This window comes from Herbaspirillum sp. 1130, assembly GCF_017833835.1.
Classification (GTDB): domain Bacteria; phylum Pseudomonadota; class Gammaproteobacteria; order Burkholderiales; family Burkholderiaceae_D; genus Herbaspirillum; species Herbaspirillum huttiense.
On record NZ_JAFICQ010000004.1, the window covers coordinates 523,541 to 550,296 of the forward strand.

The window sequence follows — 26,756 nt, forward strand, 5'->3', positions numbered from 1 at the left end:
CTCTCTTCAGTAAGGAATTCGGGATCGGATACTGCGGGCATCAGGCCGCAACCTTGTTCGCGCCGGCCTGCCAGCCGGGCTGGGCCGCCACCTCTTGCAGGCCGAAGTGGCCACGCAAGGTATGGGTCTCGTAGTCTTCGCGGAACAGTCCGCGCTGGCGCAGCAGCGGCACCACTTCGCGGGTGAACAATTCGAATTGCTGGCCGATGATGGGCGGCATGACGTTGAAGCCATCGGCCGCACCCGCGTTGAACCAGTCCTCGATCAGGTCCGCCACCTGTTCGGGCGTACCGGCCACGGCCAGGTGGCCACGCGCACCGGCCAGGCGCTTGAGCAGCTGGCGCAGGGTCAGTCCTTCGCGCAGCGTGGTCTCGACATAACCGACGGCGCGACTGCGCGAGGCCTGCACCAGACTTGGGTCGGGAAAGTCATCGGCGGTCAGCTTGCGGTCCAGCGGCAAGGCAGAAAAATCGTGGCCGCCAAAGCGCGCCGACAGACGCGCCAGGCCAGTCTCGATGCTGGTGAGCGCATCCAGTTCTTCCCAGACCTGCTGTGCCTCGGTTTCGGTACTGCCGATGGCGGCGCTGATGCCGGGCAGGATCACGATGTCCTGGGCGGCGCGTCCCAGGCGTGCTGCCTGGCCCTTGATGTCCTGGTAGAACGCCTGCGCAGAGGCGCGATGGCCGTGCGCGGTAAAGATGGCTTCGGCCCAGCGCGCCGCAAACGCACGGCCCGCTTCGGACTGGCCAGCCTGCACGTAGACCGGCCGCCCTTGCGGACTGCCCGGCACATTGAGCGGCCCCCGTGTGCGTACATGCTTGCCCTCGAAGTGCACCGGCTGCACTGCCGCGTGATCGAGGAAGCGGCCACCAGCGCGGTCATCCAGCACGGCCGCCGCCGGAAAGCTGCGCCACAGCGCATCGACGGCGGCCACGAATTCTTCGGCGATTTCATAGCGGCTGCCATGGTCCACGTTCTCGGGCAGGCCATAGTTCTGGCCCGCGCGCGGGGCCCAGGAGGTGACGATGTTCCAGCCGGCACGGCCGCGCGAAATATGGTCCAGCGAGGCAAACTGGCGCGCCAGCGTGTAGGCGTGGTTGTAGGTGGTGGAGGCCGTGCCGATGAGACCGATGCGTTCGGTGCGCAGAGCCAGCGCCGTCAACAGCAGCAACGGATCAAGCAGGCCGGAGGTGGCTTGCTGCCCGCCTTCCGGGCCGACCAGGGTATCGGCCAGAAACACGGCATCGAACCTGGCGGCTTCGGCCAGGCGCGCTGCGTCTGCATAGAGTTCCAGATCGGTCAGCGCCTTGGGATTGGCACCGGGATGGCGCCACGCGCCTTCATGGTGACCGCGGCTCATGAGAAAGAGGTTCAGGTGCAATTGGCGTGGGCGCGACATGGCGGCTCCTTGTAGTGGTCTTCAGGCGAGGGACTCGACACCCAGGCGCTGCAGCAGCACCTGGCGCAGGGCGGCGAAACCGGGATCGTCGGCGTGCCGGGGATGGGACAGGTTCACCGCGTGGTCCTGGGCGATGCGGCCCTGTTCCAGCACCAGGATGCGGTCGGCCAGCAGCAGCGCTTCATCCACATCGTGGGTGACCAGGATCACGGTCGGGCGGGTGCGCTCCACCAGGCGGCGCAGCAAGCCCTGCATGCGCAGGCGGGTCAGGGCATCAAGGGCGCCGAAGGGTTCATCGGCCAGCAGGATATGCGGTGTGCGCAACAGCGAACGGGCCAGGGCGGCGCGCTGCTTCTGCCCGCCCGACAGCGTCGCAGGCCAGGCGCCCGCCTGTTCAGCCAGTCCCACTTCCTGCAGCAACTGCAGTGCCGCCGGTCTGGCGGTAGCGGCCTCCAGGCCAAGCGTCAGGTTCTCCAGCACGCTGAGCCAGGGCAGGAGCCGCGCATCCTGGAACAGCACGCTCACGTTGCCGGTGAGCGCCAGTTTTCCGGTGGCGGCGGCGTCCTGATCCAGTCCGGCCAGCGCACGCAGCAAGGTGGTCTTGCCGGAACCGGATTCGCCCAGCAGGGCCACGAACTGGCCCGGCGCAACGTCCAGGTCGAGCTGGTCCAGCACGGTCTTGCTGCCGAAGCGGCGGCTCAGGTGACGCGCGTGGATGGCGCCCGGCGTGCTCAATACCTGCGGACTCATGCGGTCCTCCGGTAGCGCAGTACGCGCGCCTCAATGGCGCGCACCACCAGGTCCGACAACAGGCCCAGCACGGCATAGATCAGGATGCCAACCACGATCACATCGGTCTGGCCCCAGTCGCGTGCCCGGTTCATCAGGTAGCCGATGCCGGTCTGGGTGTTGATGAGTTCAAGCACCACCAGTGCCGTCCAGCACAGCGAGACTGCCAGCCGCAGCCCGGTGAAGAAGCCCGGCAAGGCCCCCGGCAGCGCTACCTTGCGCAGGAAGGTAGCGCGTGAGAGATGCAACGTGCGCGCCAGCTCCACGTGACCGATGTCGATGCCGCGCAGGGCGGCGTGGGTGTTGATGTAGATGGGGACGAAGACGGCGGTGGCGATCAGGAAAATTTTCATGGTCTCGCCGATGCCCAGCCACAGAATCGCCAGCGGGATCAGGGCCAGCGTGGGAATGGCGCGCTTGACCTGCACCAGCCCGTCGATCAGCGCCTCGCCGCTGCGCGTGAGGCCGGACAACAGCGCCAGCACCACGCCGGTGGACAGCCCGATGAAGAGGCCACTGTAGGCCCGCGCGGCCGAGGCCAGCAAATGCGGCAGCAGGCTGCCATCACGCAGCATCTGCAGGCCGGTCAGCAGCGCCTGCGAGGGCGCGGTCAGCGTTTCCGGCGACAGCCAGCCCAGGCGCGAGGCCGCTTCCCAGATCGCCAGCAGCAGTGCCGGCCCCAACAGCAGCGCACGCGGCGGCAGGCGCGCCGGCATCAGCGATGGCGAAGGCGCGATGGAGGACGCCGCCGCCGGTGCAGCCAGCGGCAAGTCATCAGCGGGCGAATCCAGGCGGGCGTGTGCACTCATGAGGGCCTCAGCGGTTGGCGACGATCAGCTTGTCGTAGGTGGAGACGAAGGAGCCGGCGGCGTCGAAACGCTGCGGCACGGCCTTGGCTTCGTAGAGGATGTCGATGAGTTTCTGGTGATGCGGGATGGCCTCGGCGGCGGTCTGGAATTTCAGCGGCGACTGTCCCGCAAGGATGGCCGCGGTGCCGGCCGCATCGATGCGCTGGAACTGCGTGAAGTAAAAGCGGCCCCACTCTTCCTCATGGGCATTGCTCCACGTGCCGGCGCGCACGAAGGCGGCAATGAAGGCGGCGATGGCCTGCGACTTCTGCGCATCGGCCAGCACCTCGGGACGGGCGTAGAGATAGGACGTCGAGGGCAGCAGCTTGCGTTCTTCCGGATCGGGGACGGTGGTGGCACCGATCTGCTTGGCCAGACGCGTCACATGCGGCTCCAGCAGGACGGCCACATCGACCGCCTTGGCACGCAGCGCATCGTTGAGATCGGCCACGCGCAGGTTGACCAGTTGCACATCGGCCAGCGTGAGGCCACCACGCTTCAAGGCATCGATCAGGAACACCTGGCGTCCCGAGCCTTCCACATAGCTGAGCCGCTTGCCACGCAGGTCGGACAGTTTCTCCACGCCCGCACCGGCGCGCTGCACCAGCCGGTATTGCGAGAGCTCGCGGGTGAAGGTGGCGATGATGGGCAGCTTCACGCCTGCTGCGCGCGCCTGGATGGGCGGCGTATCACCGACATACGCGACATCGAGCGCACCAGCACGGATGGCCTCGAAGATGGCCGGGCCGCCCGCAAAATTGGGCAATTCCAGTGCGACATCAAGCGACTTGCGCTCGCCGCTGGCCTCCAGCAGCTGGCGCAGGAATTCGTTCTGGTCGGCCACGATCAGGCGCGTGCCGGAAGGGGCGGCCATTGCGGCCCGGCTGCCCAGCGCGGCCATGCCCAGGGCGGAAAGACCAGTGAGAAAGTGGCGACGCTTCATGCAGTGAGTCCTCGTGAAATGAATGCGACTGGCACGCTCACACCTTCACGATGTAGTCGCTCACCTGCACCTTCTGCGGCAGGATCTTGCGTGCGGCCAGCCAGTCGGCCGCGCCCTGGAAGGTGGCGATGAACTTGGCGTCGTCGGTGCCGTGGAATTCCCAGCGGCGCGCCAGCTTGATGAGCGAATCGCGCACCGCGTCGGAATAGCCGGCATCCTTCTGCACCAGCGCTTCGGCCTCGCGCGGATTCTTGCTGATCCACTCGCCCTCGGCACGATAGGCGGCGTTGACGGCGCGCACGATGTCGGCATTCTCTTCGGCAAACTTGCGGTGCGTGACGTAGGAGTTGAAGTCGATCAGGAAATCGAGGTCGCGTCCTTCAAAGAACACGTCATGCGCCTTGTACTCCACCCGCGCGATGTCCACGCCCGGGCTCCACATGGACCACGCATCGACCTTGCCCTGCGAAAAAGCAGGGCCCGCATCCGGCGGATTGAGATAGACGAAATTGACCTTGTCGCGCGCGATGCCGTGCTTTTCCAGCGCGGCCACCAGCAGGAATTCTCCGAGCCCGGAGCGATTGACTGCCACCGTCTTGCCCACCAGGTCACTGACCTTGTTGATGCCCGACCCATCCTTGGCGATGATGGCCGTGCTGCGCGGCTCGACCACGGCGAACTGCGTGAATACCAGCGGCGAGCCGGCGATCATCGCCGCCAGTGCGGGGGTGGTGCTGCCACCGAAACCGAAGTCGGCACTGCCACCGGTGACGGCCTGCAACGACGGCGCATGGTTGGGGAAAGGGCCGATCCACTGTACCTTGATGCCATCACGGGCCAGCGTCTTTTCGAACTCGCCGCGCGTGCGGGCGATACCGGGCAAACCACCCTTGCCCCAGGCCAGGCGCACCGTATCGGTAGTGCGCGACTTGCCGGCGGCGCGCGCCAGCAGCGGCAGGCCGCTGGCGCCGAGGGCCGCGCCACCCAGCGCGGCTTGCAACAGTTGACGACGATGGAGATTGGCAGGCTTGGAATCGTGGGACATGAGCATTAAGCAGGATTTAATGAGGAAAAAAACAGCATTCAGGAAAACTTAATGCCGCCGCTACGCAGCCTGGGCAACCACCACGCCCAGTTCTGCCAGCAATTGCGCACGCAGGGCCTGGGCAGCAGGATGGCTGCGGTCACGGGCCGCTTCGGGGGCGACGCGGACATCATTGGCAATGGCCCCTTCGCGCATGACGAGGATGCGATCGGCCAGGACGATGGCTTCATCCACATCGTGCGTCACCAGCAGCACCCCGGGGCGATGCCGTGCCAGCAGTTGGCGCACCAGGGCATGCATGCGGATGCGGGTGAGTGCGTCGAGGGCGGCGAAGGGTTCATCCAGCAGCAACAGGCGCGGCTCGCGCACCAGGGCGCGTGCCAGCGCCACGCGCTGGGCCTGGCCACCGGAGAGATTGCGCGGCCAGTCGTCGAGCCGGTCACCGAGGCCCACCTCTTCCAGGGCGGCGTGCGCCAGCGGCTTGCCCCGGCGGTCATCGAGGCCCAGTGAGACATTGCGCCACAACGGATCCCACGGGATCAGGCGCGGTTCCTGGAAGACCACGGCGGGCTGCGCCGGTCCGTCGATGCGGCCGCCATCGATGGGATCCAGTCCGGCCAGCGCGCGCAGCAAGGTGGTCTTGCCGCAACCGCTCTCGCCCAGCAGGGCCACGAATTCACCGCGCGCAATGCGCAGGTTCAGGCCCTGGATCACGGTGCGTTGTCCGTAGCGGCGCTTCAGGCCGGCCACGCTCACGGCCAGTTCATCGGCCGTGGCGGGGTGCAGGGTATGGCGCTCAAACAAGGTCTCGCTCATCATTTCCCCTTGGCGGCGTAGTTGGGATGCCAGGCCAGCAGACGGCGCTCCAGCAGGCGGGCGATGCCATCGGACACCACGCCGATGCCGGCATAGATGACGATGGTCAGCACGATCACGTCGGTCTGCAGGAATTCACGCGCATCCATGGCCAGCGAGCCGATGCCGGTATTGGCGGCGATGGTCTCGGCGATCACCAGCGCCAGCCACGCGACGGCCAGTGCATAGCGCACCCCGGCCAGGATCGATGGCAGTGCACCGGGCAGGACGATGCGGCGGATCAGGGTCCAGTTGGACAGCCCTGTCACGCGGCCCAGTTCCAGCAGCTTGGGATCGACCTGGCGGATGCCCAGCACGGTATTGATGTAGATGGGGAACAGCACGCCCAGCGAGACCAGGAACACCTTGCCGCCCTCGCCCACGCCGAACCACACGATCACCAGCGGCAGCGCCGCCAGGAAAGGGACGGCGCGTACCATCTGCACGCTGCGGTCCACCAGCGCCTCGGCCAGGCGCGAGAAACCCACCAGCGTACCGAGCACGAAACCGATGCTGCCGCCGATGGCAAACCCGGCAGCGGCGCGCAAGAGGCTGGCACCAAGGTCCGACAGCAGGCGGCCCTGGGCGATCAGGTTCAGTGCCGTCTGCAAGACCTTGCTGGGCGCGGGCAGCACCTGCGGCGAGAGCACGCCGGCACGGGCCAGCGCTTCCCAGGCCAGCAGCAGCACCAGCGGTGCGGTCCATGAAATGAAGAAGAGACTGCGTGCAGTGAGCACGCGCGGGCTGTGCGACGTGTTGTCCGGCGCAGCAGAGGCGGAGTCAGCCCCCGCCGCCGGCAGGGGAAAATGATTGACCGCTTCGGGCATGGCGTTTCCTTCTCGGTGGTAGCGAGGACGCACCCGGCAGGCCGCCGGGTCGTGCAAAGAAGGAAATCGTAATCAGCTTCGCGGCGAGGGAATACGAATGATTTTGTGTTTGGATATCCGGTAAACGGATTAGGGCCTGTTCACGCTTCATCTGCGAGATTGAGCATGAACGGCCCTGTGACTCAGCGCAGCTCGGCCGTGGACACGCCCGGTACACCCTGCCGGATGCGCTTGCTGTAGTCCGGTTCCGGCCCGCTTTGCAGGGCGCGTTCGGTGATGCGCCCGGCCTCGCGCAATTGCGCGAAGCTGTATCCCGGTGTCAGCACGCCATGGTCAAACACGTAATCGGCGAAGTAGCCGGAGAGCAGCAGGCGATAGTCCAGCGGCAGAGAGGGCGAGAGACGGCGCGCCAGTTCAAAGACGATGGTGGTGCAGTTGCTGGTGAGGGTGTTGTAGAAACGCGGACGCTCCCGCAATTGCGCCGCGCGTTCGAGGTAGCCGAGGAAGACGCGGCGCAATTGGTCCGGGCGCAATTGCAGACGATACAGATATACATCCTCCCCGCGTGCATTGGTACGGGTACGGATGATGTCGGCTTCGTCGGCGGCAACGATGACGGTCTCGAACTTGCGGAAGAAGCCGCCCAGGGCCGAGAAGGCTTCATCGCGTTCTCGCCGGATCTCCAGCGAGAACACCAGACGCCGTCCATCGGCAAAACCGAAGGACACCAGCGTGTGCGCAATCGCCGGCCCCATCCAGTAGGACAGCAGCAAGTCGGCCGAGACCAGTTGCGCGAGATCATATTGGCGCGATTCCCAACGGATGTCGACATCAGTCTCGGTGCGCCAGTTGAAGTTGCGCACGTTGTCCAGCGTGACGGTATCGCCTTGCACCTGCGACACCAGCATGCGCGCCACATCATCGGCCCAGTCGCGCGCGTGGCTGGGGCGGATGCTGCTCCACCAGCCGGCCATGGCAATACCGGCCAGCACCAGGGCCACCGGGCCCCAGCGCCAGGAGTGAGGCAGGCCGGGCAGGCCCGGCACCCCGGCCACCAGCGCCAGCGTCGCTGCAGGCGGCAAGCTCCACAGCACGATGGCGGCGATGCGCAGCCAGGCGGCGCCCGGCAGCTGGAACCACAGCGCAAACCCGCCCCATACGGCCAGGCCCAGTGCCAGCAGGCCCAACACCATCATCATCGCAGCATGCACAACAGCCATCGGCAACATCCTCAACTTGTCTCGGTTCGGTCCAGCCGCATTGTAGCGGCCTTGTCCGCATAAGTTCATGCGAAAGCATTCGTGGCCGTCACGGCGGGCGCGTTCCACAATCGACGACCCGCTTTGTCTTCTCCGAGGAATCCGCATGTCACAGCCGCCCAAGCCGCCGCAGCAACTGCACCTGAACGTCAACATCCTGCATTCCGGTTTCATCCCCTCCGCCTGGCGTCTGCCGGGGGCCGATCCGCATGCTTTCGTGAAGGCCTCGCATTACGTCGAGGTGGCGCGCATCGCCGAGGCGGCCAAGTTCGATGCGGTCTTTCTGGCCGACAATGCAGCCATCATCGAGCAGATCGATTTCCGCCCGATCACGGCGCTGGAGCCGACCGTGCTGCTGGCCGCCATCGCTGCCGCCACCACCCGCATCGGCGTGATCGGCACGGCCTCCACCAGCTACAACGAGCCCTACAACATCGCGCGCCGCTTCGCCTCGCTGGATCACGTCAGCGGCGGCCGCGCCGGCTGGAACATCGTCACCACGGCTGACCTGCCCTCGGCGCGCAATTTCGGGCTGGAGCAAGTCCCCGACCATGCGGCCCGCTATGCCCGCGCCGACGAATTCACGCAGGTGGTCAAGGCCTTGTGGAACAGCTGGGAAGAAGATGCCGTCGTCGGCGATGCTGCCAGCGGCCGCTTCATCGACGATACGCGAGTCCATCCGATTGCCCATCGCGGCACCCACTTCCAGGTGCAGGGGCCGCTGAACCTGCCGCGCACGCCGCAAGGCCAGCCGGTGCTGGTGCAGGCCGGCGGCTCCGGCGATGGCCGGGAACTGGCCGCACGCCATGCCGAGGCCGTGTTCTCGGCCGCCCACACCATCGAGGAAGCGCGCGCCTACCGCCTGGCCATCCACGCCCGCGCCGCCGCGTTGGGACGTCGGCCGCAGGCGGTGAAGATCCTGCCGGGACTGGCCACCATCATCGGTGCCACCGAGGCGCAGGCGCTGCAACGGCGTGACGAACTGATCGACATGATTCCCTGGAGCTACAGCCTCAAGCGCCTGGCCGGCATCCTGGGGGTGCCGGTCGCCAGCCTGGACCTGGACCGTCCTCTGCCGGACAAGCTCGCCCTGCCCAATGGCGGCAATGGCAACCACACCTTCTTCCAGGCCACGCTGTCGCTGGTGCGCGGACGCACGCATACCGTGCGCGACGTGATCCGTGCGCTGTGCGGTGGCGGCGGACATCGCGTGCTGGTCGGGACGCCCGAGCAGATTGCCGATGAGATCGAACGCTGGTTCAAGGCGGGTGCCGCCGATGGGTTCAACCTGATGCCCGATGCCCTGCCAGGCGGCTTGCAAGACTTCGTCGATGGCGTGGTACCGCTGCTGCAGCGCCGGGGTTTATTCCGATATGACTATGAAGGCAGCACCTTGCGCGAGCACCTCGGACTGCCGCGTCCACTGGCGTCTGCAGGGGGGGAGCAAACAGTACGGGCAGCATGAGCCCGCCACTGTGAAGACATGGACAAAAAAGCCGGACCGCGCTGCTGACTCCAGCGCGGTCCGGCTCAGGTGCAGGGGTCAGTTCTTGCCGAGTTTGAGCGTGCTGGTGGCGCTGAAATAATCGGGCAAGGTGAAGCCGTCATAGAAGGGTTCCGAACGGATGGCCTTCTGGAAGAATTCGGAACGATAAGCCTGCACGATGTCCTGTGCATAGGTGTCGTCCTGTTTGGCCTTCTTGACGGCCACCACGTTGATGTAGGGCGGCTTCATGTCTTCCAGGATGAAGGCTTCGGAGAGCTTCAACTTGGCGAAGATCGCGAAGTTGCCCTGGATCGCCGCGAAATCCGCATCATCCAGCGCGCGCGGTCCCTGGGCGTTTTCCAGCAGAACCAGTTTCAGGCCGACCTTGTTTTCCACGACATCCAGTTCGGTCACGTCCACCGGCTTGTTCTCGCGGATGCGGATCCAGCCCAGGCGCTGCAGGATCCACAGTGCGCGCTGCAGGTTGACCGGGTCATTGGGCACGGCCACCGTAAAACCCTTCTTGAGATTGTCCAGGTTCTTGTGCTTGCGCGAATAGAGCCCCATCGGCGGCGTGGGCACCTGCACGATGCCGACCAGGTCGGTCTTGTTGCGTTCGTTGTAGGAGGCCAGAAACACCGAGTGCTGCATCACGTTGGCATCGATGTCGCCCTTGAAGACGGCGCTGTTGGCTTCCAGTCCGGTGGAGAATTCGTAGTAGCGGATCTTGTAGCCCTTCTGCTCCAGCTGGGGCTGCACGCCCAGCTTGAATTCATCGATGTAAGGGCCGGGCACGAAGCCGAGCTTGAGTTCGCGCACGGGCGGTGCCGCTTGTGCGCTGCCGATCAGGGCGGTGGCAAGGAGGACGATGTGCGACAAGCGCAGCAGGGGCCGCAGGGACTTCAACATGGCAGGTTCGCTTTCCGGGAGAAGAAGGGTCGCCCGCCAGTGTAGGGATGCGCGGCGCGGAACTGAACGAAGCAATCCGCATGTCGATAGTTGATCGTTGCTTGCCGAGGCAAGCGCAGGAGTCGCTCAGGGCCCGTCCACACCCAGCAGGGCAGCCAGGCGCGGCAGCACCGACTCGGCATCCTCGCGCAGCTTGAAGGCCAGCAAGTCATCGGCACGGGTCACGCCGCGGTTGATCGCCACCACCGGCTTGCCGGCCGCAGCCACCGTGCGCGGGAAGCGGAAGCCCGACAACACCATCAGCGAAGAGCCGATCACCAGCATGGCATCACAGGCCTGGGCCGCCGCTTCGGCCTGGGCCGTGCGCGCGGGCGGTACGCCATCGCCGAAGAACACCACGTCCGGTTGCAGCATGCCGCCACAGGCTACGCAGGACGGCACATGGAAGGCGGCATCGGCCTCCGGTTCCAGGCGGGCATCGCCATCGGGCAAGGCCTCGGCCTGCAGGTTGACCAAGGAGGGATTGCAGCGTGCCAGCTCCTGCTGGATCTCGGCGCGCGGATAGACGGTGTCGCAGGCCAGGCAGCGCACCGCATGGATGCTGCCATGCAGTTCGATCACGTCGCGGCTGCCCGCCTGCTGGTGCAGGCCATCGACGTTCTGGGTCAGGATGCCGCCGAGATGGCCGGCCTGCTGCAATTGCGCCAGCGCGCGGTGCGCCGCATTGGGCGCGGCCTGCGCCAGGCGTGGCCAGCCCAGCATGCTGCGCGCCCAGTAGCGTTTGCGGGCCGCTTCCGACTGCCGGAACTCGGTGCCCTGGATGGGCAGCCGGCCGCGCCGCACACCGCTGTCGTCGCGGTAGTCGGGAATGCCGGACGCGGTACTGATGCCGGCCCCGGTCAGGACCAGCACCTGGCGATGACGCTGCAACAGCTGCGCCAATGCGGGCAGCAGGTCGGCATCGGCATTGCTGCTCACGTCAGTTGCACCAGGGAAAGCGGCATCACGCGGAACGGACAGACTCGGGCTCATGGCAAAGATTGGCGGGAGGATCACACACGGCAGACTACGCGAATTCGGCCGAGCCTGCAGCCGCGAGGACCGCTCCTGCCAGGGGGCGGCGGACGCGATTTGCCGATTCTCCCTATAATTCCCGTGCAACTTTCAAGGCGCACCCGGCTCGCAAGGCCGGGACAGCGCCGACATAAAAATTCTTCCGCCAAAAGTTCGAGGAGCATCAATCATGCGGCTATTACTTCTGCTGCCTTTCATCGGCCTGCTCTGGGTCCCCTTCTACAACGCCGAATTGCCCAGCCTGTTCGGCTTCCCCTTCTTCTACTGGTACCAGTTCGCCTGGGTACCGCTGACCTCGCTCATCATCTGGCTGGTCTATCGTGATGGCCTGAAGAAGGGAGTCGAATGATGGAGACGTCCAACATCCACTGGACCGCGCTCTGGGTCTTCCTGTTCTTCTTTGTCCTGGTCACCGTGATGGGCTTCCTGGCCTCCAAATGGATGGCCGGTCCCAGCAACAAGGGCGCCCATCTCGATGAGTGGGGCCTGGGTGGCCGCAACTTCGGCACCTGGATCACCTGGTTCCTGGTCGGTGGCGATTTCTATACCGCCTATACCGTCATCGCGGTACCGGCGCTGGTGTATGCGGTCGGGGCCTATGGCTTCTTTGCCCTGCCCTATACCATCCTGGTCTACCCGATCGTGTTCGTGATCATGCCAAAGTTGTGGCATGCGGCGCACAAGGCCGGCCACGTGACCGCCGCCGATGTGGTGTGGGGACGCTATCAGTCGCGTCCGCTGGAGTTCGCCATTGCGCTGACCGGCGTGGTCGCCACCATGCCCTACATCGCCCTGCAGCTGATCGGCATGGAAGTGGTCATCAAGGCCCTGGGCCTGACCGGTGAACTGCCGCTGCTGGCGGCCTTCGTGATCCTGGCCCTGTACACCTACTCGGCCGGCCTGCGGGCACCGGCGCTGATCGCCTTCGTCAAGGACATCATGATCTACATCGTGGTGCTGGTGGCGGTGGTGGTGGTGCCGGCCAAGCTGGGCGGCTATGGTGCCGTGTTCAACTCGGCGCGCGAGGCGTTCGCAATCAAGGGCGGCGCTACCGGCCTGACCCTGAAACCCACGCAGTTCCTGCCCTTCGCTTCACTGGCACTGGGTTCGGCACTGGCGGCCTTCATGTATCCGCACACGCTGACCGGCATCTTCGCGGCCAAGGATGCCAATACCATCCGCAAGAACGCCGTGTTCCTGCCGGCCTATACGGTGCTGCTGGGTCTGATTGCGCTGCTGGGCTACATGGCGTATGCGGCGGGCATCAAGGTGCAGGCCAACAACGACGTGGTGCCGGCGCTGTTCAACGGACTGTTCCCGGGCTGGTTCGCGGGCTTCGCGTTTGCGGCCATTGCCATCGGTGCGCTGGTGCCGGCGGCGGTGATGTCCATCGGGGCCTCCAACCTGTTCACCCGCAACTTCTGGAAGCCTTACGTCAATCCTGGCATCAGCCATGAAGGCGAAGCCAAGGTGGCCAAGGTGGTGTCGCTGGTGGTCAAGTTCGGGGCGCTGGTGTTCATCCTGTTCCTGCCGACCAAGTTCGCGCTGGACCTGCAATTGCTGGGCGGCGTGTGGATCCTGCAGACCTTCCCGGCGCTGGTGTTCGGCCTGTTTGTCGGCTGGTTCGGTGCCCGCGCACTGCTGTGCGGCTGGGCCGTGGGCATCGTCGGCGGCAGCTGGCTGGCCTTCAGTGACGGCATCAAGCCGGTCCACAGCTTCCTGATCGGCGGCGAGACCTACACGCTCTATACCGGCCTCATTGCGCTGGCCCTGAACGTGGTGGTGGCCGTCATCGCCAACCTGATCCTGGGCAAGGGCTCGCAGCCTGCATTGAAGCGTTGATGTGATGATGCAAGGATGCATCGGCGTTTGATCAGGCGATGCATCCGCGCATCAGTTCGTCACCGCGCTGCGCCGGCGTTAACCTGAAAGTTGCAGCGCCCGTGCAAGAAAAAATGCTCCTCGATGAGGAGCATTTTTTCTTGCACGGCTTGGTTCGATGAAGCGCGTTCCGGACCTGGGTCAGCTGCCCTGCCCCGCCTCTGCCAGCAGCGCTACCAGCCGCTCCAGCGGTGCCGGTTTGGTCAGGTGGTGATCGAAGCCGGCGGCGGCCGCTTCCTGGCGATCCGAATCGGCACCACGGCCGGTGAGCGCGATGAGCTGCATGCGCGCGCCCGCCTCGGTCGCGCGCAGCTGCGTGGCCAGTGCATAGCCCGACATGTCGGGCAGTCCGATGTCGATGAAGCCGACATCAGGGCTGACCTCCTGCGCCAGCCGCAAGGCCTCGGCCCCGTTGCCGGCCACATGGGTGGCATGGCCGCGATAGTTGAGCAGCATGGCCAGCATGTCGGCATTGTCGAAGTTGTCGTCCACGATCAGGATGTCCAGTCCCTTGCCGCTCTCCGCCTGGGGCAGCTCGCCGGCCGCCTCGCTGCGGTCCTGCGCCGTGGTCTGCGGCAGGCGCACCGCGAAGGTGGCTCCCAGGCCGGGGCCGGGGCTGGTGACCGAGACGCTGCCCTCATGCAGGTCCACCAGCCGCTTGACCAGGTGCAGGCCAATGCCCAGGCCGCCCTGAGCGCGATCCACCTCGGACTGGATCTGGGTGAACATGTCGAATACCGTGCCGATATCCTCGGCGGCCAGTCCCACGCCATTGTCACTGATGCTGATGAGGACATCGTCGCCATCCATGCGCGCCATCACGCGGATGAGGCCGCCCGGGGGCGTGTATTTCGCCGCATTGTTGAGGATGTTGCTGACCACCTGCACCACGCGATGGGTATCGGCTTGCAGGAAGAGGTCGCTTTCCGGGGCTTCCAGTTCCAGCTTGTGGCGATTCTTCTCGATCAGCGGCATGCTGATCTCGACCGCGCTGGCCAGCGCGGACTTGACCGACATGTGCTGCTTCCTCAACTTGATCTTGCCCTCGGTGATGCGGGAGATATCGAGCAGGTCTTCGATCAGGTGCGCCAGATGGCGGATCTGGCGATCCATCATCTGGTGGATGTTGTGCTGGCGCTCGTTGCCGGCCCCCATCAGCTTCATCACTTCCAGCCCGTTGCGGATCGGGGCCAGCGGATTGCGCAACTCGTGCGCCAGCGTCACCAGGAATTCGCGCTGGCGGCGGTTGATGGTGGTCAGGTCCTGCGCCAGCAGTTCCAGGTTGCGCTTGGCTTGGCGTTCCTCATGCACGTCCACGATGGCACCGACGAAACCACCGGGCTGGTCGTCCTCTGTCTGCAAGGGCGTACCTGAATCGATCACCCAGCGATAGCCGCCATCAGCATGGCGCAAGCGATAGACGGCGTGGAAGGCGCTGCGTGTCTGCTGGCAGCGGACGAACTCGGCGAGGGCGGCCTCGCGGTCCTCCGAATGGATGCAGGCGATATGGCCGCCATCGGCGATGGCGCTGGCCGGCAGACCGGTGAAGGCGTGCCAGCGACGGCTGAAATAGTTGGTGCGGCCCTCCGGGCTGGTGGTCCAGATGATGGCCGTGGAGGCATCGACCAGCGAGCGGAAATAGCGCTCGCTGGCCTGCAGCGCCTCGCGCGCAGCTTGCCGGCGGCGTGCCGCTTCCACCTGGCTCTTGACGCGTATCATCAGCTCGGTGGCCGCGAAGGGCTTGACCAGGTAATCATCGGCACCGGCGGCGATGCCCTCGATGCGCGCTTCTTCACCGGCACGTGCCGAGAGCAAGATCACTGGCACCTCGCGCGTACGCGCATCACGCTTGATGCGGGCCAGCAGGCCGAAGCCATCCAGCACCGGCATCATCACGTCGCTCAGGACCAGGTCCGGTGGCGCGGCGCATACGGCTTCCCAGGCGGCCTCGCCGTCGGGACAGGTTTGCACGTCGGCGTAGTCACCGAGCAGGCGCTGCAGGTAGTCGCGCATGTCGCGGTTGTCGTCGGCAATGACGATGCGTACCGGATGCGCCGCGCCGCCTGCCGGAGGCAAGGCCGGGGCCGCCGCGGTGACGGGTTCGGCGGCCGTCGTGGAGAGCAGCGCTGAGGTGGCTGCAGGCAGCCAGGCTTGCGCCTCCTCGACAAAGGCCTGGCCGGGCTGGCGGTCCTGGCTGATCGCCACGGCGTCGGCCCGGATCACGTCATCGGCCTGCAAGTGTGCGGTGCCGAACGGGATCTCGACGAAGAAGGTCGAGCCCGCGCCCGGCACGCTGTGCACGCCGATCTGGCCGTGATGCAGCTTGACCAGTTCCTGGATCAGGGCCAGGCCGATGCCGGTGCCTTCATAGGTGCGGCCGTGCGCGTTGTCGATGCGATGGAAACGCTCGAAGACGCGCGCCTGCTGGTCCAGCGCAATGCCGGAGCCGGTGTCGGTAACCGACAGGCGCACGCTGTGCGCCAGCGGCTCCAGCAGCACCGTGATGCTGCCCTCGAAGGTAAATTTGAAGGCATTGGAGAGCAGGTTGAAGACGATCTTTTCCCACATGTCGCGATCAACGAAGACCGGCTCGGGCAGCGGCGTGGTCTTGACCTCGTAGTGCAGTCCGGCCTTTTCCAGGGTCGAGCGGAATACGCTGGCCAGATCTTCCGTGAGGCTGGCCAGATCGGTGGCGACGAAGCTGGCCTTGGCGCGTCCGGCCTCGATGCGCGAGAAATCCAGCAGCGCATTGACCAGCTTGAGCAGGCGCAGCGAATTGCGGTGCGTGACCTCCAGCCGCTTGCGCTGCGCCGGTCCCAGCGGCTCGGCCTGATCGGCCAGGGCATCATCAAGCGGGCCGACCATCAGCGTAAGCGGGGTGCGGAATTCGTGCGAGATGTTGGAGAAGAAGGCGGTCTTGGCGCGGTCGATCTGGGCCAGCTCCTCGGCCTTGCGCTGTTCATGCAGGTAGACCAGCACGTTGGAGACAGCCGTGCTGAGTGCTCCACCCAGCAGGGCATAGAAATCCTGGTACTCGGCGTCCAGCGCACGGCGCGCACTCACGCCTGCCACCACGAAACCGAAGGGCTGCTCCATCCCGGCCACGGTGACCGGCAGGATCACGGCCTGCACCGGGGCTTCTTCATACGGCCCGGCCACAAAGGGGCCGAAGCGCGCGGCCAGATCGTCGACCTGGACCATGCGCTGTTCGGCCAGAGCCTGAGCGAAAGGCCAGGCTTGCGCATCGTCCAGACGCACGCTGGCCGGGGCCAGCGCACTGTCGGCCGCGATGCCGGCCAAGCCGCGGCGCTGCAGGACATCGCCTTCGAGCTGGTAGAAGAGCGTGAAGGGCAAGTCCAGTTCCATGGCGGCGTGGCGCTGTTCCAGTCCCTGGCACAGATCGTCGATGGAGAGGCATTTGCCGAGTGCGGTCGCCAGTTCGCGCAAGGCGGCGGTGCGGCGCGCGCCCAGCACCTTGTCGGTGGATTCGGAGATCGGGTGGAACACGCCGCCGACCTCGCCCGACTCGACCCGGATCGGGGAGAAGGAGAAGGTCATGAAGGCTTCTTCCAGATAGCCGTAACGATCCAGGAACATGCGCTGGTCGCGGATGTAGGTGCCCTCGCCCTGATGCGCGCGGTCGAAGGCATCGCCCACCACCGGCAAGGCGGTGGCCCAGCAGATGCGGAAATCCTGGCCCATCGACTCGGGATGCTTGGCGCCGCAGATGGGGCGATAAGCGTCGTTGTAGATCTGGATGTCGTGCGGCCCCCAGGCGATCAGGATGGGGAAGGTGGAAGACAGGCACAGGCTGACCGCCGTGCGCAGGCTTTGTGGCCAGCTGTCGAGGGGACCCAGCGGGGTGGACGACCAGTCCATCGCGCGAATCAGTTTCCCCATCTCGCCACCACCGGAGAGCCAGCTGAATTCCGACTGTTGTTCGTCCACTTCGCTGACCTTTATGTGCGTGAAACCTTCAATAGGCGGTGATGCTACTCCCCTATGCTGACAATCGCCGGGTTTTCTACCGCTTTTTGTCATAAAACGTCACTACACCAACGAAAAAAGGGCAGCGGGTACGCGCCCGCTGCCCTTTTGCGCCAGGTCTCGCGTCTGAAGCTTCATATCGCCTCAAACCCGTGCCTCATGGCAACCAGCTCAGAGCTTTTCGGTCTCCCCGCTCTTGGGCTGCCATTTCATGAGCCGTTTCTCGATCCCCCCCACGGCCAGGTCCAGCACCAGCGCAAAGATGGTCAGCACGACGATGCCGGCAAAGACGGTGTTGATGTCGAAGCTGCCCTCGGCCTGCAGGATCAGGTAGCCCACGCCACGCGCCGAGCCCAGGTATTCACCGACCACCGCCCCGACGAAGGCCAGGCCGATGGACGTGTGCAGACTGGAAAACACCCATGAAGTGGCCGAGGGCAGGTAGACCGTACGCAGCAGCTGACGTGCATTGGCGCCCAGCATGCGGGCATTGGCCAGCACCACCGGGCTGACTTCCTTGACGCCCTGGTAGACGTTGAAGAACACGATGAAGAACACCAGCGTCACCGCCAGCGCCACCTTGGACCAGATGCCCAGGCCGAACCACATCGCGAAGATCGGTGCCAGGATCACGCGCGGCATGGAGTTGGCCGCCTTCACATAGGGATCGAGGATGGCCGAGGCGGTCGGAGAGAGCGCCAGCCACAGGCCGATGGCCAGGCCGAAGACGGTGCCGATGAGGAAGGCCAGCACGGTTTCGGTCAGCGTGATCAACAGATGTGAATAGATTTCTGCCGGGAAGCTGAGCGTGAAGAAGGTGGTGTCGCCGATGCCCACTTCCAGCGAGCCGCTGCCGACGGTGAACCATTCCCAGATGCGCTGCGCCACCTTCAGCGGTTCGCCGAAGAAGAAGGCGGTCTGCGGATTGCGCGTGGCCACGTGCCAGACCAGCAGCACCACGGCCAATACCATCAGCTGCCAGAAACGGATGTTCTTGTGATTCGGTTTAAATAATTTCCACATGATGCTGATTCTCTTCCCTGATCTGTTCGGTACGGCTTACGCTGCGCGCTTTTGTTGTTGATAGCCCTTGAGCACTTCATCGCGCAGCACATCCCAGATCTGCTGGTGCAATTCGACGAAACGCGGATGCATGCGGATCTCGGCGACGTCGCGCGGGCGCGGCAGGTCGATCCTGAATTCACCGATGGGATGCGTGCCGGGGCCGGCCGCCAATACGATCACGCGGTCGGACATGGCGATGGCTTCATCCAGATCGTGGGTGATGAAGAGCACGGCTTTCTTCTTGGCGTTCCACAGGTCCAGCACTTCGTTTTCCATCAGCTGGCGGGTCTGGATATCGAGCGCGGAGAAAGGTTCGTCCATGAGGATGATGTCCGGGTCCAGGATCAGCGTCTGCGCCAGCGCCACGCGCTTGCGCATGCCGCCGGAGAGCTGGTGCGGATAGCGGTCGCCGAAGCCTTGCAGGCCCACGCGCGCCAGCCATTGTTCGCCCAGTTCTTGTGCCGCCTTTTCCTCATGGCCGCGATACTGCAGGCCGGCGATCACGTTCTGCAGCGCGCTGCGCCAGGGCATCAGCGCCTCGGCCTGGAACATGTAGCCGGCGCGGCGGTTGATGCCCTTGAGTTCCTCACCGAAGACCTTGACGCTGCCCGAGGACGGTTGCAGCAATCCGGCCCCGACATTGAGCAAGGTGGACTTGCCGCAGCCGGTGGGGCCGACCACGGAAACGAATTCGCCCGGCGCAATCGAGAGGTCGGTATTGGCCACGGCGGTGTAGCGCTGGGAACGGTCGTCCTTGGAGACGAAGGTGCAGGTGATGTTGTCGAACTGGAGTGCTGGCGTCATGGTGGTGCGGGCGGCTGCGGCCCGGTTGGAGGAGACGAAAGAAGCTGAAAAGAAGCTGAGCACTCCCTGCCCAAGATGCGCAAATGCCCGTTGCCGGGCATTTGCGGTGCGTTCGCACGGGACGGGAGCGCCTTGCCTGTGCTTACTTGTACTTGGCGTTGGCCTTCTGTACGAAGGAATTGGTGAAGGTCTTGGACAGATCGATCTGCTTGTCCGCCAGCGAGGGCTCGAAGGCCTTCAGCGTGCGCAGCGCCGTATCCGGACCGCCCGGCGGGAAGTAGCCGTCCGGCGAAATGGCCTGGCGCACCTTCATGAAGGCATCGATGTAGAGCGAACGGTCGCCCAGCAGATAGCTTTCCGGGACGGCCTTGATGATGTCGGAGGGACCGGCCTTCTGGATCCACTTCAGCGCGCGCACCATGGCATTGGTCAGGGCTTGCGTGGTATTGGGATACTTCTGCACGAAGGCCGCCGGTGCATACAGGGTTGCCGCCGGCATCGGGCCACCGAAGACATCATTGGTGTCCTTCAGGGTTCGGGTGTCGGCGATGACCTTGATCTCGTTGTTCTGCTCCAGCATGGAGATGACCGGATCGAGGTTGGCGATCGCGTCGATCTGGCCCGAGCGGATCGCAGAGATGGCACCGGCTGCCGCACCCACGCCGATGAAGGAAACATCGGTGGGCTTCAGGCCCGCCTTGGCCAGCACGTAGCTGGCCATGATGCTGGTGGAAGAACCCGGTGCGGTGACGCCGATCTTCTTGCCCTTCAGGTCGGCCACGGTCTTGTAGTTGGGCATGGTCTTGTTGTTGACCGCCAGCACGATCTGCGGGGCCCGGCCCTGCAGCACGAAGGCGACGATGGGCTGGTTCTTGGCCTGCATGTTGATGGTGTGTTCAAAAGCGCCCGAGACCACGTCGGCGCTACCGCCCACCATGGCCTGCAGCGCCTTGGCACCGCCGGCGAAGTCGGAGATCTCGACCTGCAGGCCTTCATCCTTGAAATAGCCGAGCTGCTCGGCAATGGTCAGCGGCAGGTAGTAGAACAGGTTCTTGCCACCCACGGCGATGGAGACCTTGGGTTTTTCCAGCGCCTGCGCGCCGGCGCTGCCGTTGAATGAAAAATAGCCGGCCAGGAACAGGCCAGCGGCGATCAGCAATTGCTTCCAGCTCAATTTCATTGTGTCTCCTCCGTGTGTGGATGGGGGGTGCTGCTTGTTGTCCAGCTTCTTGCAGGCGACCCCGTGCCGGTGCCTGCCTTTGTCATGCTGCTTCAGACCACGCCTGCGTCCCGCAGCTTCTTGATGTGGGCCTCATCATACCCCAGCGATTGCAGGATTTCATCGCTGTGGGCACCCAGCTCCGGGCCCAGCCATCGGGTCTGGCCGGGCGTTTCCGACATCTTGGGCGTGATGCCCGGCAGCTTGACCGGCGTGCCATCGGCGAACTGGTGCTGCTCGAACATGTCGCGCGCCAGGAATTGGGCATCGTTCATCATGTCCTTGACGGAGTAGATCTTGCCGACCGGGACGTCAGCTGCCTGCACCGTGGCCAGGGCCGAATCGATGGTCTGCGTGCTGCACCACTGCTGGATGGCGGCATCGATTTCTTGGGTGCGCGGCACGCGGCCATCGTTGCGTGCCAGGCCCGGATCATTGGCCATGTCGTCGCGGCCGATGGCACTCATGAGACGTTTGAAGATGGCATCGCCATTGCCAGCGATGACGATGTTCATGCCTTCGCCGGTGGTGTAGGTGTTGGAGGGGACAATGCCGGGCAACGCACCGCCGGTGCGCTCCCGCACCACGCCGGCGAAATCGAACTCGGGCACCATCGATTCCATCATGTTGAAGACCGCTTCGTACAAGGCCACATCGACCATCTGGCCCTGCCCTGCCACGCAGTCCGCACCGGACTTGCCGTTCCAGCGGCCACCGCTGACGTCGCGATGGCGCAGCGCCATCATGGCCCCGATCACACCGTGCAATGCGGCGATGGAGTCACCGATGGAAATGCCAATGCGTACCGGCGGGCGGTCCGGATGGCCGGAAACGTAGCGGATCCCGCCCATCGATTCACCGATGGCACCGAAGCCCGGCAGGTCGCGCAGCGGACCGGTCTGGCCGTAGCCGGACAGGCGCACCATGATGGTGGCGGGATTGAGTTGCTTCAGATCCTCATAGCCGAGCTTCCACTTCTCGAGCACGCCGGGGCGGTAGTTCTCGATGATGACATCGGCGTCCAGCGCGAGCTGGCGGGCGATCTCCTGGGCGCGCTCATCCTTCATGTTCAGGGTGATGCTCTTCTTGTTGCGCGCCTGGACCGACCACCACAGCGAGGTGCCGTCCTTGAGCACGCGCCAGTGACGCAGGGGGTCGCCATCACCGGGCGCTTCGATCTTGATGACCTCGGCCCCGAACTCGGCCAGCATGCGCGAACAGAAAGGACCCGCAATCAGCGTGCCCAGTTCAAGAACCTTGATGCCGGCCAGCGGGCCGGGCTTGGATGTGGCTGTGCTCATCGTGCTTGCACCGGATGCCTGGCAGGCGCGGCCTGCGCGGGCGCTCCGGTGTTCTCCTCTTGGTCGATGCTGCGGACCGGGCTCTTGTGGGGTATTGGCCAGTGTCCTGGAATGCGATGGATTCGGGTGATGCTGCGCGGCGGGCGAAGAGCAGTGCGCAGTATGTGGGTGGGTCACCCCCTTGCGGCTCCTGGCCTGACGTCGTACGTGCACGCCGGCAAGTCCACATTCTATTGCAGCATGCGCGCGATGTCGCGCATTTTGACCTGCATGGGCGACGTCATGCCTGCAAGTTTTTCATCTGAAAACGATCCCGTCCGCGATTCGTGCGGATCTTGCGGTCGCCTCGGGTTCAGGTCGAACGGCGATCCAGCATGGCGCGGGCGATGGTGCCGGCGTCCACGTATTCCAGTTCGCCCCCGACCGGTACGCCGCGCGCCAGGCGGCTCACCTTCAGGCCGCGGGCCTTGAGCGTTTCGCTGATGTAGTGGGCGGTGGCTTCGCCTTCGTTGGTGAAGTTGGTGGCCAGCACCACTTCGCTGACTACGCCATCGGTAGCGCGGGTGATGAGTTTTTCAAGATGGATGTCGCGCGGGCCGATGCCGTCCAGCGGCGAGAGCCGGCCCATGAGCACGAAATAGAGGCCTTTGAAGGTCAGGGTCTGCTCGATCATGACCTGGTCCGAGGGCGACTCCACTACGCACAGCTGGGTGTGGTCGCGCTGGCTGTCCTGGCAGGTCTCGCAGACCACCTGCTCGGTGAAGGTATTGCACAGGGCGCAGTGACGAATGGTTTCCAGCGCCTTGGTGAGCGACTGGCTCAGGCCGGCGGCGGCGTCGCGGTCGTGCTGCAGCAGGTGGAAAGCCATGCGCTGCGCGGTCTTGGGGCCGATGCCGGGCAGCCGGCGCAGCGATTCGGTCAGAAGGGTGAGACTGGAGGGCGTTTTCAATTGCGGTCTACGGAATAGCGGAAGGCTTCGAGTGCCTCGGCCGTCATGGAGGGGACGAATTCGATGATCTCGTATTCGGCCACGCCGCCGATGAAGAAGGGATCGGATTCCATGATGGCTTCGATCTCGGCACGGTCGGCACAGTCGGCAATGATGATGCCGCCGGTACGCGGCACCTTGCGGCCGGACATCAGGAATACGCCTTCGGCATATTGCTGGTTGAGGAATTTCTTGTGCGCGGTCAGCAAGGAATCGATTTCGCTTGCCGGCTTGGTGTACGTGATCGAGACGATGAACATGGTGCCTCCACTAAGCAATCCTGCATTCCATCAGAATCAGACTGTCCTGCGCGATGCTGCCTGCGCCCGGCGGTCGCAGCCACCGGGCCGGCACAGCATCAGAACGGCATCTTGAAGCCCGGGGGCAGCGGCATGCCGGCGGTCACGCCGGACATCTTTTCCTGGGCGGTGGCTTCGGCCTTGCGGACGGCGTCGTTGAAGGCTGCAGCGACCAGGTCTTCCAGCATGTCCTTGTCGTCCGCCAGCAGCGACGGGTCGATGGAGACGCGCTTGACGTCGTTTTTACAGGTCATCACCACCTTCACCAGGCCGGCACCGGACTGGCCCTCGACTTCGATGCTGGCCAGCTGTTCCTGGGCTTTCTTCATGTTGTCCTGCATGGCCTGTGCTTGCTTCATCAGACCTGCCAGTTGACCTTTCATCATGCTCATTGCTCCTTGTTTCAATTCACGGAATTCTATCGCGTTTGGCTCGGCGGCCGGCAATCTCGCCAGCAGCGCCGTGCACGTCTCACAACGCCTGGATCGACCCCGGCACGATGGTGGCGCCGAACTCGCGCATCATGCTCATCACGAAGGGATCGCTCTTCATCTTCTGTTCGGCCTTGCGCTGGCGCTCGGCCCGTTCGGCCTCGGCCACCGCGTTGGCGGTATCGGAGACGGCACCGATCTCGGTCTCGACGCGGATTTCCTTGCCGAAACGCTCGGACAGGGCGGCGATCAGTTTTTCGATACTGCCCGAGGAGCGCAAGGTTTCCAGCGGGATACGCAGATGGAAGCACACATTGCCTCCATTGAGCGCTTCACAGCGTACCAGTTCACTCTGAAATGCCATCTGGTGCGCCACGCCGCGCAGCGTGGTGAGGCTGGCAGCCAGCGTCGGCCAGTGGCCATCCCAGCCCAGTTCGGCGGCGATGCGCGCGGTTTCCTGCTGCTGTGCGGGCGTGGCGGCCGGGCGCTGGGGCGCGGGGGGTTCTGCGGAGGCCGGTGCGGCTGGCGCTGGGGCAGCGGCGGGAGCAGCCTGCATGCGTTGCTCCGCGAACTCCGGCATGGGGGCGGACGGCGGCATGGCGGACGCACCGGTGTCATCTTCCCAGGGCGGGATGGAATCGAACGGCGGCGGTTCCGGCATGTCCGGCGGCATGGCGGAGGCGGCACGGACAGCCTTGGGAGCCGGTGCCGCTGCGGCAGCTGGAGCGGCGGCCGGCGCGCTGGCCATCGGCGCAGCTGCTGCCGGGACCGCTGAGGGTGCCGGGGCTGGCGTAGCCGCGGCGGGTCGGGCAGCGCCCTTGCCGCCCTTGCCACCACGCAAGGCCATCAGTGCAGCTTCACGGGCGGATGTCGGGGCTGCAGGTGCCGCAGGCATCGGTGCTGCTGGTGCGGGCGCCGCTGCGGCCGTCGGGCTTGCGGCAGGCGCTGAGGCCGGTGCGGCCGGCGCAGCAGCGGGTACAGCGGCCGGTTGCGCGCGGCTGACCGGCGCACTGGTCACGGCCGCCTGCGGCGCCAGCAGCGGGGCAGCCTGGCGCGGCGTGGCCGGACGAGCACCACCCGGCGCGGGCGCTGCCGGTACCGGACCGCTCGCGCTGGCACTGACCGGGCGGAAGGCCAGCATGCGCAGGAGCGTCATGCTGAAACCTGCATATTCATCGGGGGCCAGGCCCAGTTCATTGCGGCCGTGGACGGCGATCTGGTAGAACAACTGCACATGTTCCGGACTGAACTGAGCGGACAGGCGCAGGATATCTTCGCGATTGGGCAGGTCATCGGCCAGCGCCGCCGGCACTGCCTGCGCCAGTGCAATCTGGTGCAGCAGCGTGCCCAGGTCCTGCAGGGCGGCGTTGTACGACAGGCTGCGGGTGGCCATGTCATCGGCCACACCCAGCAAGGCGGCACCATCCTGCACCGCCAGCGCATCGAGGACGCGGATCAGGTACGACTGGTCCAGCGCACCCAGCATGCCCTGCACCGCTTCCAGGGTGACCTTGCCGGCGGCATAGGCGATGGCCTGGTCGGTCAGCGACAGCGCATCGCGCATGGAACCCGAAGCCCCTTGCGCCAGCAGGCGCAGCGCGGGCGGATCGAATTCGATGCCCTCCTGGTTCAGGATGTTGTCGAGGTGGCCGATGATGTGGCCGGGCGGCATCTGCTTGAGGTTGAACTGCAGGCAGCGCGACAGCACGGTCACGGGAATCTTTTGCGGATCGGTGGTGGCCAGGATGAACTTGATGTGCTCCGGCGGCTCTTCCAGCGTCTTCAACATGGCGTTGAAGGCGTGGTTGGTGAGCATGTGCACTTCGTCGATCATGTAGACCTTGAAGCGTGCATTCGACGGTGCATAGATGGCCTGCTCCAGCAGCTGCGCCATCTCGTCCACGCCACGGTTGGAGGCGGCATCCATTTCGATGTAGTCGACGAAGCGGCCGGCATCGATGGCCACACAGGCTTCGCATACGCCGCAGGGTGCAGCGGTGATGCCGCCGGTGCCATCAGGGCCGACGCAGTTGAGCGACTTGGCCAGGATGCGCGAGAGCGTGGTCTTGCCCACGCCGCGGGTCCCGGTGAAGAGATAGGCGTGGTGCAGCCGCTGCTGTTCGAGCGCGTGCGTCAGCGCGCGCACGACGTGTTCCTGGCCGACCAGGGTGTCGAAGCTGCGGGGACGGTATTTACGGGCGAGAACTTGATAGGACATGGAGTGGCTGCTGTGGGCTTTTTGGCTCAGGGGGGCATTTTAAGCTATTTCGCCGCCGCCAACGCCTTTGCCTGCATCCACTGCGCTGCCGTCCCTTCAAGCCGGGGCGCTGCGCGCTTTCTTGCGCTGATACATGGCGTGGTCAGCGCTGCCCATCAGGTCCGACAGATCGGCATGGCTGGCCGCATCGTACTGGGCCACGCCGACGCAGTAATCCAGCTGGTACTCGCGCCCACCGTTCTGGTTGAAGGCCTGTACGGCCTTCTGCAGATGTGACAGGACCACCGGCACATCGGTCTCGTCGGTATTGGTCAGGAACACCGCGAATTCATCCCCGCCCAGGCGGCCGACGACATCGGACTCGCGCAAGGTCGTCAGCAGCAGGCCGGCAAAATCGGCCAGCGCCAGGTCGCCGGCGGCATGGCCGAAGCGATCGTTGATCTGCTTGAACTGATTGAGGTCGAATCCCAGCATGCAGGCCGGGCGCCCGGTGCGCTTGCTGGTGGCCATGGCGTGCCGCGCCAGCGCCTCGAAGCCGCGCCGGTTGGACACACCGGTCAGGTCGTCGATGGTGGCCAGTTTCACCGCGGCCAGCTCCTGTTCCACCATGGCGGCCAGATCCTTGAGCAGGGCCTGTTCATCCGCATCGAAGTCGCGCGGCTTGAGATCGACCAGGCACAAGGTACCCAGAGTGAAGCCGCTTTCACTCTTGATGGGGCAGCCCGCGTAGAAACGGATGAAGGGTTCGCCGGTGACCTGTGGATTTTCGGCAAAACGCTCATCCAGCCGGGCATCGGGTACGACCGTCATGCCTTCATGCAGGATGGCATGAGCGCAGAAAGAAATGTCGCGCGAAGTTTCCGAGGCGTCGCCCATGCCCACGCAGGATTTGAACCACTGCCGGTTGACATCGATCAGGGTCACCACCGCCATCGGCACGTCGAACAGTCGCCGCGCCAGGCGCGTCAGCCGGTCGAATCGCTCTTCGCGGGGCGTATCGAGGATGCGCAGCGAATGCAGGGCGTCGATACGGGCGGCTTCATTGGCGGGTAGCTCGGCGATTCTCATGGTCATCAGCGCAGAATCAGAATGGACGTGGTTGCCGACGTTAACGACAGGCTTCGGATGA

General features: G+C 65.0%; 23 protein-coding genes. 3 read left to right on the forward strand and 20 right to left on the reverse strand.

Annotated elements, in window-relative coordinates; genetic code table 11:
* Positions 1 to 40: 40 nt before the first annotated feature.
* The 8 genes from JOD78_RS20230 to JOD78_RS20265 form a co-directional block, all read right to left on the reverse strand.
* Complete coding sequence (locus JOD78_RS20230) at positions 41 to 1,399, reverse strand: NtaA/DmoA family FMN-dependent monooxygenase (protein ID WP_209567477.1); 1,359 nt, start codon at positions 1,397 to 1,399, stop codon at positions 41 to 43.
* 21 nt (positions 1,400 to 1,420) lie between these two features.
* Positions 1,421 to 2,149 carry an ABC transporter ATP-binding protein gene (locus JOD78_RS20235; protein WP_121043492.1) on the reverse strand — a complete coding sequence of 243 codons (729 nt, stop codon included), beginning with the start codon at positions 2,147 to 2,149 and terminating at the stop codon, positions 1,421 to 1,423.
* A complete protein-coding gene (locus JOD78_RS20240) occupies positions 2,146 to 2,997 on the reverse strand; it encodes an ABC transporter permease (protein ID WP_209567481.1) in 852 nt (283 codons plus the stop codon). Before JOD78_RS20240 ends, JOD78_RS20235 begins: the two co-directional genes overlap by 4 nt.
* A 7-nt stretch (positions 2,998 to 3,004) precedes the next feature.
* Entirely contained in the window at positions 3,005 to 3,979 is a 975-nt protein-coding gene (locus JOD78_RS20245) for an ABC transporter substrate-binding protein (RefSeq protein ID WP_209567483.1), read from the reverse strand.
* A gap of 37 nt (positions 3,980 to 4,016) precedes the next feature.
* Positions 4,017 to 5,024: an NrtA/SsuA/CpmA family ABC transporter substrate-binding protein gene (locus JOD78_RS20250; protein WP_121043960.1), complete on the reverse strand. Its 1,008-nt coding sequence runs from the start codon at positions 5,022 to 5,024 to the stop codon at positions 4,017 to 4,019.
* A 60-nt stretch (positions 5,025 to 5,084) separates the two neighbouring features.
* Positions 5,085 to 5,840, reverse strand: coding sequence for an ABC transporter ATP-binding protein (locus JOD78_RS20255; protein ID WP_209567485.1), 756 nt, complete (start codon positions 5,838 to 5,840; stop codon positions 5,085 to 5,087).
* Positions 5,840 to 6,706: an ABC transporter permease subunit gene (locus JOD78_RS20260; RefSeq protein ID WP_083859480.1), complete on the reverse strand. Its 867-nt coding sequence runs from the start codon at positions 6,704 to 6,706 to the stop codon at positions 5,840 to 5,842. Before JOD78_RS20260 ends, JOD78_RS20255 begins: the two co-directional genes overlap by 1 nt.
* Before the next feature lie 182 nt (positions 6,707 to 6,888).
* Positions 6,889 to 7,926, reverse strand: a complete 1,038-nt coding sequence (locus JOD78_RS20265) for a DUF4105 domain-containing protein (protein WP_199725101.1) — start codon at positions 7,924 to 7,926, stop codon at positions 6,889 to 6,891.
* 145 nt (positions 7,927 to 8,071) lie between these two features.
* Between JOD78_RS20265 and JOD78_RS20270 the strand changes: the two genes are divergently transcribed.
* On the forward strand, positions 8,072 to 9,430 hold the full coding sequence (locus JOD78_RS20270) for an LLM class flavin-dependent oxidoreductase (protein ID WP_121043504.1): 1,359 nt from the start codon (positions 8,072 to 8,074) through the stop codon (positions 9,428 to 9,430).
* Positions 9,431 to 9,508: 78 nt separating this feature from the next.
* Here JOD78_RS20270 and JOD78_RS20275 read toward each other — a convergent pair whose 3' ends face one another.
* On the reverse strand, positions 9,509 to 10,360 hold the full coding sequence (locus tag JOD78_RS20275) for a MetQ/NlpA family ABC transporter substrate-binding protein (protein WP_121043507.1): 852 nt from the start codon (positions 10,358 to 10,360) through the stop codon (positions 9,509 to 9,511).
* 126 nt (positions 10,361 to 10,486) lie between these two features.
* Positions 10,487 to 11,392, reverse strand: coding sequence for an NAD-dependent protein deacetylase (locus JOD78_RS20280; RefSeq protein ID WP_209567487.1), 906 nt, complete (start codon positions 11,390 to 11,392; stop codon positions 10,487 to 10,489).
* 211 nt (positions 11,393 to 11,603) lie between these two features.
* Here JOD78_RS20280 and JOD78_RS20285 point away from each other — a divergent pair, with 211 nt between their 5' ends.
* Entirely contained in the window at positions 11,604 to 11,783 is a 180-nt protein-coding gene (locus JOD78_RS20285) for a DUF3311 domain-containing protein (RefSeq protein WP_034332747.1), read from the forward strand.
* Positions 11,783 to 13,276 carry a sodium:solute symporter family protein gene (locus tag JOD78_RS20290; protein ID WP_034332752.1) on the forward strand — a complete coding sequence of 498 codons (1,494 nt, stop codon included), beginning with the start codon at positions 11,783 to 11,785 and terminating at the stop codon, positions 13,274 to 13,276. The genes JOD78_RS20285 and JOD78_RS20290 overlap by 1 nt, the downstream gene beginning before the upstream one ends.
* 180 nt (positions 13,277 to 13,456) lie before the next feature.
* Here the strand turns inward: JOD78_RS20290 and JOD78_RS20295 are convergent, their stop codons facing one another.
* The 10 genes from JOD78_RS20295 to JOD78_RS20340 form a co-directional block, all read right to left on the reverse strand.
* Positions 13,457 to 17,263: an ATP-binding protein gene (locus JOD78_RS20295; protein WP_209567489.1), complete on the reverse strand. Its 3,807-nt coding sequence runs from the start codon at positions 17,261 to 17,263 to the stop codon at positions 13,457 to 13,459.
* A gap of 210 nt (positions 17,264 to 17,473) precedes the next feature.
* Positions 17,474 to 18,325, reverse strand: a complete 852-nt coding sequence (locus JOD78_RS20300) for an ABC transporter permease (protein ID WP_121043516.1) — start codon at positions 18,323 to 18,325, stop codon at positions 17,474 to 17,476.
* Between the two features lie 36 nt (positions 18,326 to 18,361).
* The gene (locus JOD78_RS20305; RefSeq protein WP_034332754.1) at positions 18,362 to 19,171 is read right to left on the reverse strand and encodes an ABC transporter ATP-binding protein; all 810 of its coding nucleotides are present in this window, start codon (positions 19,169 to 19,171) and stop codon (positions 18,362 to 18,364) included.
* A 142-nt stretch (positions 19,172 to 19,313) separates the two neighbouring features.
* Entirely contained in the window at positions 19,314 to 20,351 is a 1,038-nt protein-coding gene (locus JOD78_RS20310; protein WP_121043519.1) for an ABC transporter substrate-binding protein, read from the reverse strand.
* A gap of 92 nt (positions 20,352 to 20,443) precedes the next feature.
* Positions 20,444 to 21,691 carry a CaiB/BaiF CoA-transferase family protein gene (locus JOD78_RS20315; RefSeq protein WP_209567491.1) on the reverse strand — a complete coding sequence of 416 codons (1,248 nt, stop codon included), beginning with the start codon at positions 21,689 to 21,691 and terminating at the stop codon, positions 20,444 to 20,446.
* 352 nt (positions 21,692 to 22,043) lie between these two features.
* The gene (recR, locus tag JOD78_RS20320) at positions 22,044 to 22,640 is read right to left on the reverse strand and encodes a recombination mediator RecR (protein ID WP_034332758.1); all 597 of its coding nucleotides are present in this window, start codon (positions 22,638 to 22,640) and stop codon (positions 22,044 to 22,046) included.
* Positions 22,637 to 22,939 carry a YciI family protein gene (locus JOD78_RS20325; RefSeq protein ID WP_034332759.1) on the reverse strand — a complete coding sequence of 101 codons (303 nt, stop codon included), beginning with the start codon at positions 22,937 to 22,939 and terminating at the stop codon, positions 22,637 to 22,639. The genes recR and JOD78_RS20325 overlap by 4 nt, the downstream gene beginning before the upstream one ends.
* 98 nt (positions 22,940 to 23,037) lie before the next feature.
* A complete protein-coding gene (locus tag JOD78_RS20330) occupies positions 23,038 to 23,364 on the reverse strand; it encodes a YbaB/EbfC family nucleoid-associated protein (protein WP_008331542.1) in 327 nt (108 codons plus the stop codon).
* An 85-nt stretch (positions 23,365 to 23,449) separates the two neighbouring features.
* On the reverse strand, positions 23,450 to 25,627 hold the full coding sequence (locus JOD78_RS20335) for a DNA polymerase III subunit gamma/tau (protein WP_209567493.1): 2,178 nt from the start codon (positions 25,625 to 25,627) through the stop codon (positions 23,450 to 23,452).
* Positions 25,628 to 25,723: 96 nt separating this feature from the next.
* On the reverse strand, positions 25,724 to 26,695 hold the full coding sequence (locus JOD78_RS20340) for a sensor domain-containing diguanylate cyclase (RefSeq protein ID WP_134136853.1): 972 nt from the start codon (positions 26,693 to 26,695) through the stop codon (positions 25,724 to 25,726).
* Positions 26,696 to 26,756: the final 61 nt, after the last annotated feature.

Bases quoted from the DNA above. Each gene is read 5' to 3' on its own strand.
- JOD78_RS20230 (WP_209567477.1), bottom strand. From the start codon at position 1,399: ATGTCGCGCCCACGCCAATTGCACCTGAACCTCTTTCTCATGAGCCGC.
- JOD78_RS20235 (WP_121043492.1), bottom strand. From the start codon at position 2,149: ATGAGTCCGCAGGTATTGAGCACGCCGGGCGCCATCCACGCGCGTCAC.
- JOD78_RS20240 (WP_209567481.1), bottom strand. From the start codon at position 2,997: ATGAGTGCACACGCCCGCCTGGATTCGCCCGCTGATGACTTGCCGCTG.
- JOD78_RS20245 (WP_209567483.1), bottom strand. From the start codon at position 3,979: ATGAAGCGTCGCCACTTTCTCACTGGTCTTTCCGCCCTGGGCATGGCC.
- JOD78_RS20250 (WP_121043960.1), bottom strand. From the start codon at position 5,024: ATGTCCCACGATTCCAAGCCTGCCAATCTCCATCGTCGTCAACTGTTG.
- JOD78_RS20255 (WP_209567485.1), bottom strand. From the start codon at position 5,840: ATGAGCGAGACCTTGTTTGAGCGCCATACCCTGCACCCCGCCACGGCC.
- JOD78_RS20260 (WP_083859480.1), bottom strand. From the start codon at position 6,706: ATGCCCGAAGCGGTCAATCATTTTCCCCTGCCGGCGGCGGGGGCTGAC.
- JOD78_RS20265 (WP_199725101.1), bottom strand. From the start codon at position 7,926: ATGGCTGTTGTGCATGCTGCGATGATGATGGTGTTGGGCCTGCTGGCA.
- JOD78_RS20270 (WP_121043504.1), top strand. From the start codon at position 8,072: ATGTCACAGCCGCCCAAGCCGCCGCAGCAACTGCACCTGAACGTCAAC.
- JOD78_RS20275 (WP_121043507.1), bottom strand. From the start codon at position 10,360: ATGTTGAAGTCCCTGCGGCCCCTGCTGCGCTTGTCGCACATCGTCCTC.
- JOD78_RS20280 (WP_209567487.1), bottom strand. From the start codon at position 11,392: ATGAGCCCGAGTCTGTCCGTTCCGCGTGATGCCGCTTTCCCTGGTGCA.
- JOD78_RS20285 (WP_034332747.1), top strand. From the start codon at position 11,604: ATGCGGCTATTACTTCTGCTGCCTTTCATCGGCCTGCTCTGGGTCCCC.
- JOD78_RS20290 (WP_034332752.1), top strand. From the start codon at position 11,783: ATGGAGACGTCCAACATCCACTGGACCGCGCTCTGGGTCTTCCTGTTC.
- JOD78_RS20300 (WP_121043516.1), bottom strand. From the start codon at position 18,325: ATGTGGAAATTATTTAAACCGAATCACAAGAACATCCGTTTCTGGCAG.
- JOD78_RS20305 (WP_034332754.1), bottom strand. From the start codon at position 19,171: ATGACGCCAGCACTCCAGTTCGACAACATCACCTGCACCTTCGTCTCC.
- JOD78_RS20310 (WP_121043519.1), bottom strand. From the start codon at position 20,351: ATGAAATTGAGCTGGAAGCAATTGCTGATCGCCGCTGGCCTGTTCCTG.
- JOD78_RS20315 (WP_209567491.1), bottom strand. From the start codon at position 21,691: ATGAGCACAGCCACATCCAAGCCCGGCCCGCTGGCCGGCATCAAGGTT.
- JOD78_RS20325 (WP_034332759.1), bottom strand. From the start codon at position 22,939: ATGTTCATCGTCTCGATCACGTACACCAAGCCGGCAAGCGAAATCGAT.
- JOD78_RS20330 (WP_008331542.1), bottom strand. From the start codon at position 23,364: ATGATGAAAGGTCAACTGGCAGGTCTGATGAAGCAAGCACAGGCCATG.
- JOD78_RS20335 (WP_209567493.1), bottom strand. From the start codon at position 25,627: ATGTCCTATCAAGTTCTCGCCCGTAAATACCGTCCCCGCAGCTTCGAC.
- JOD78_RS20340 (WP_134136853.1), bottom strand. From the start codon at position 26,695: ATGAGAATCGCCGAGCTACCCGCCAATGAAGCCGCCCGTATCGACGCC.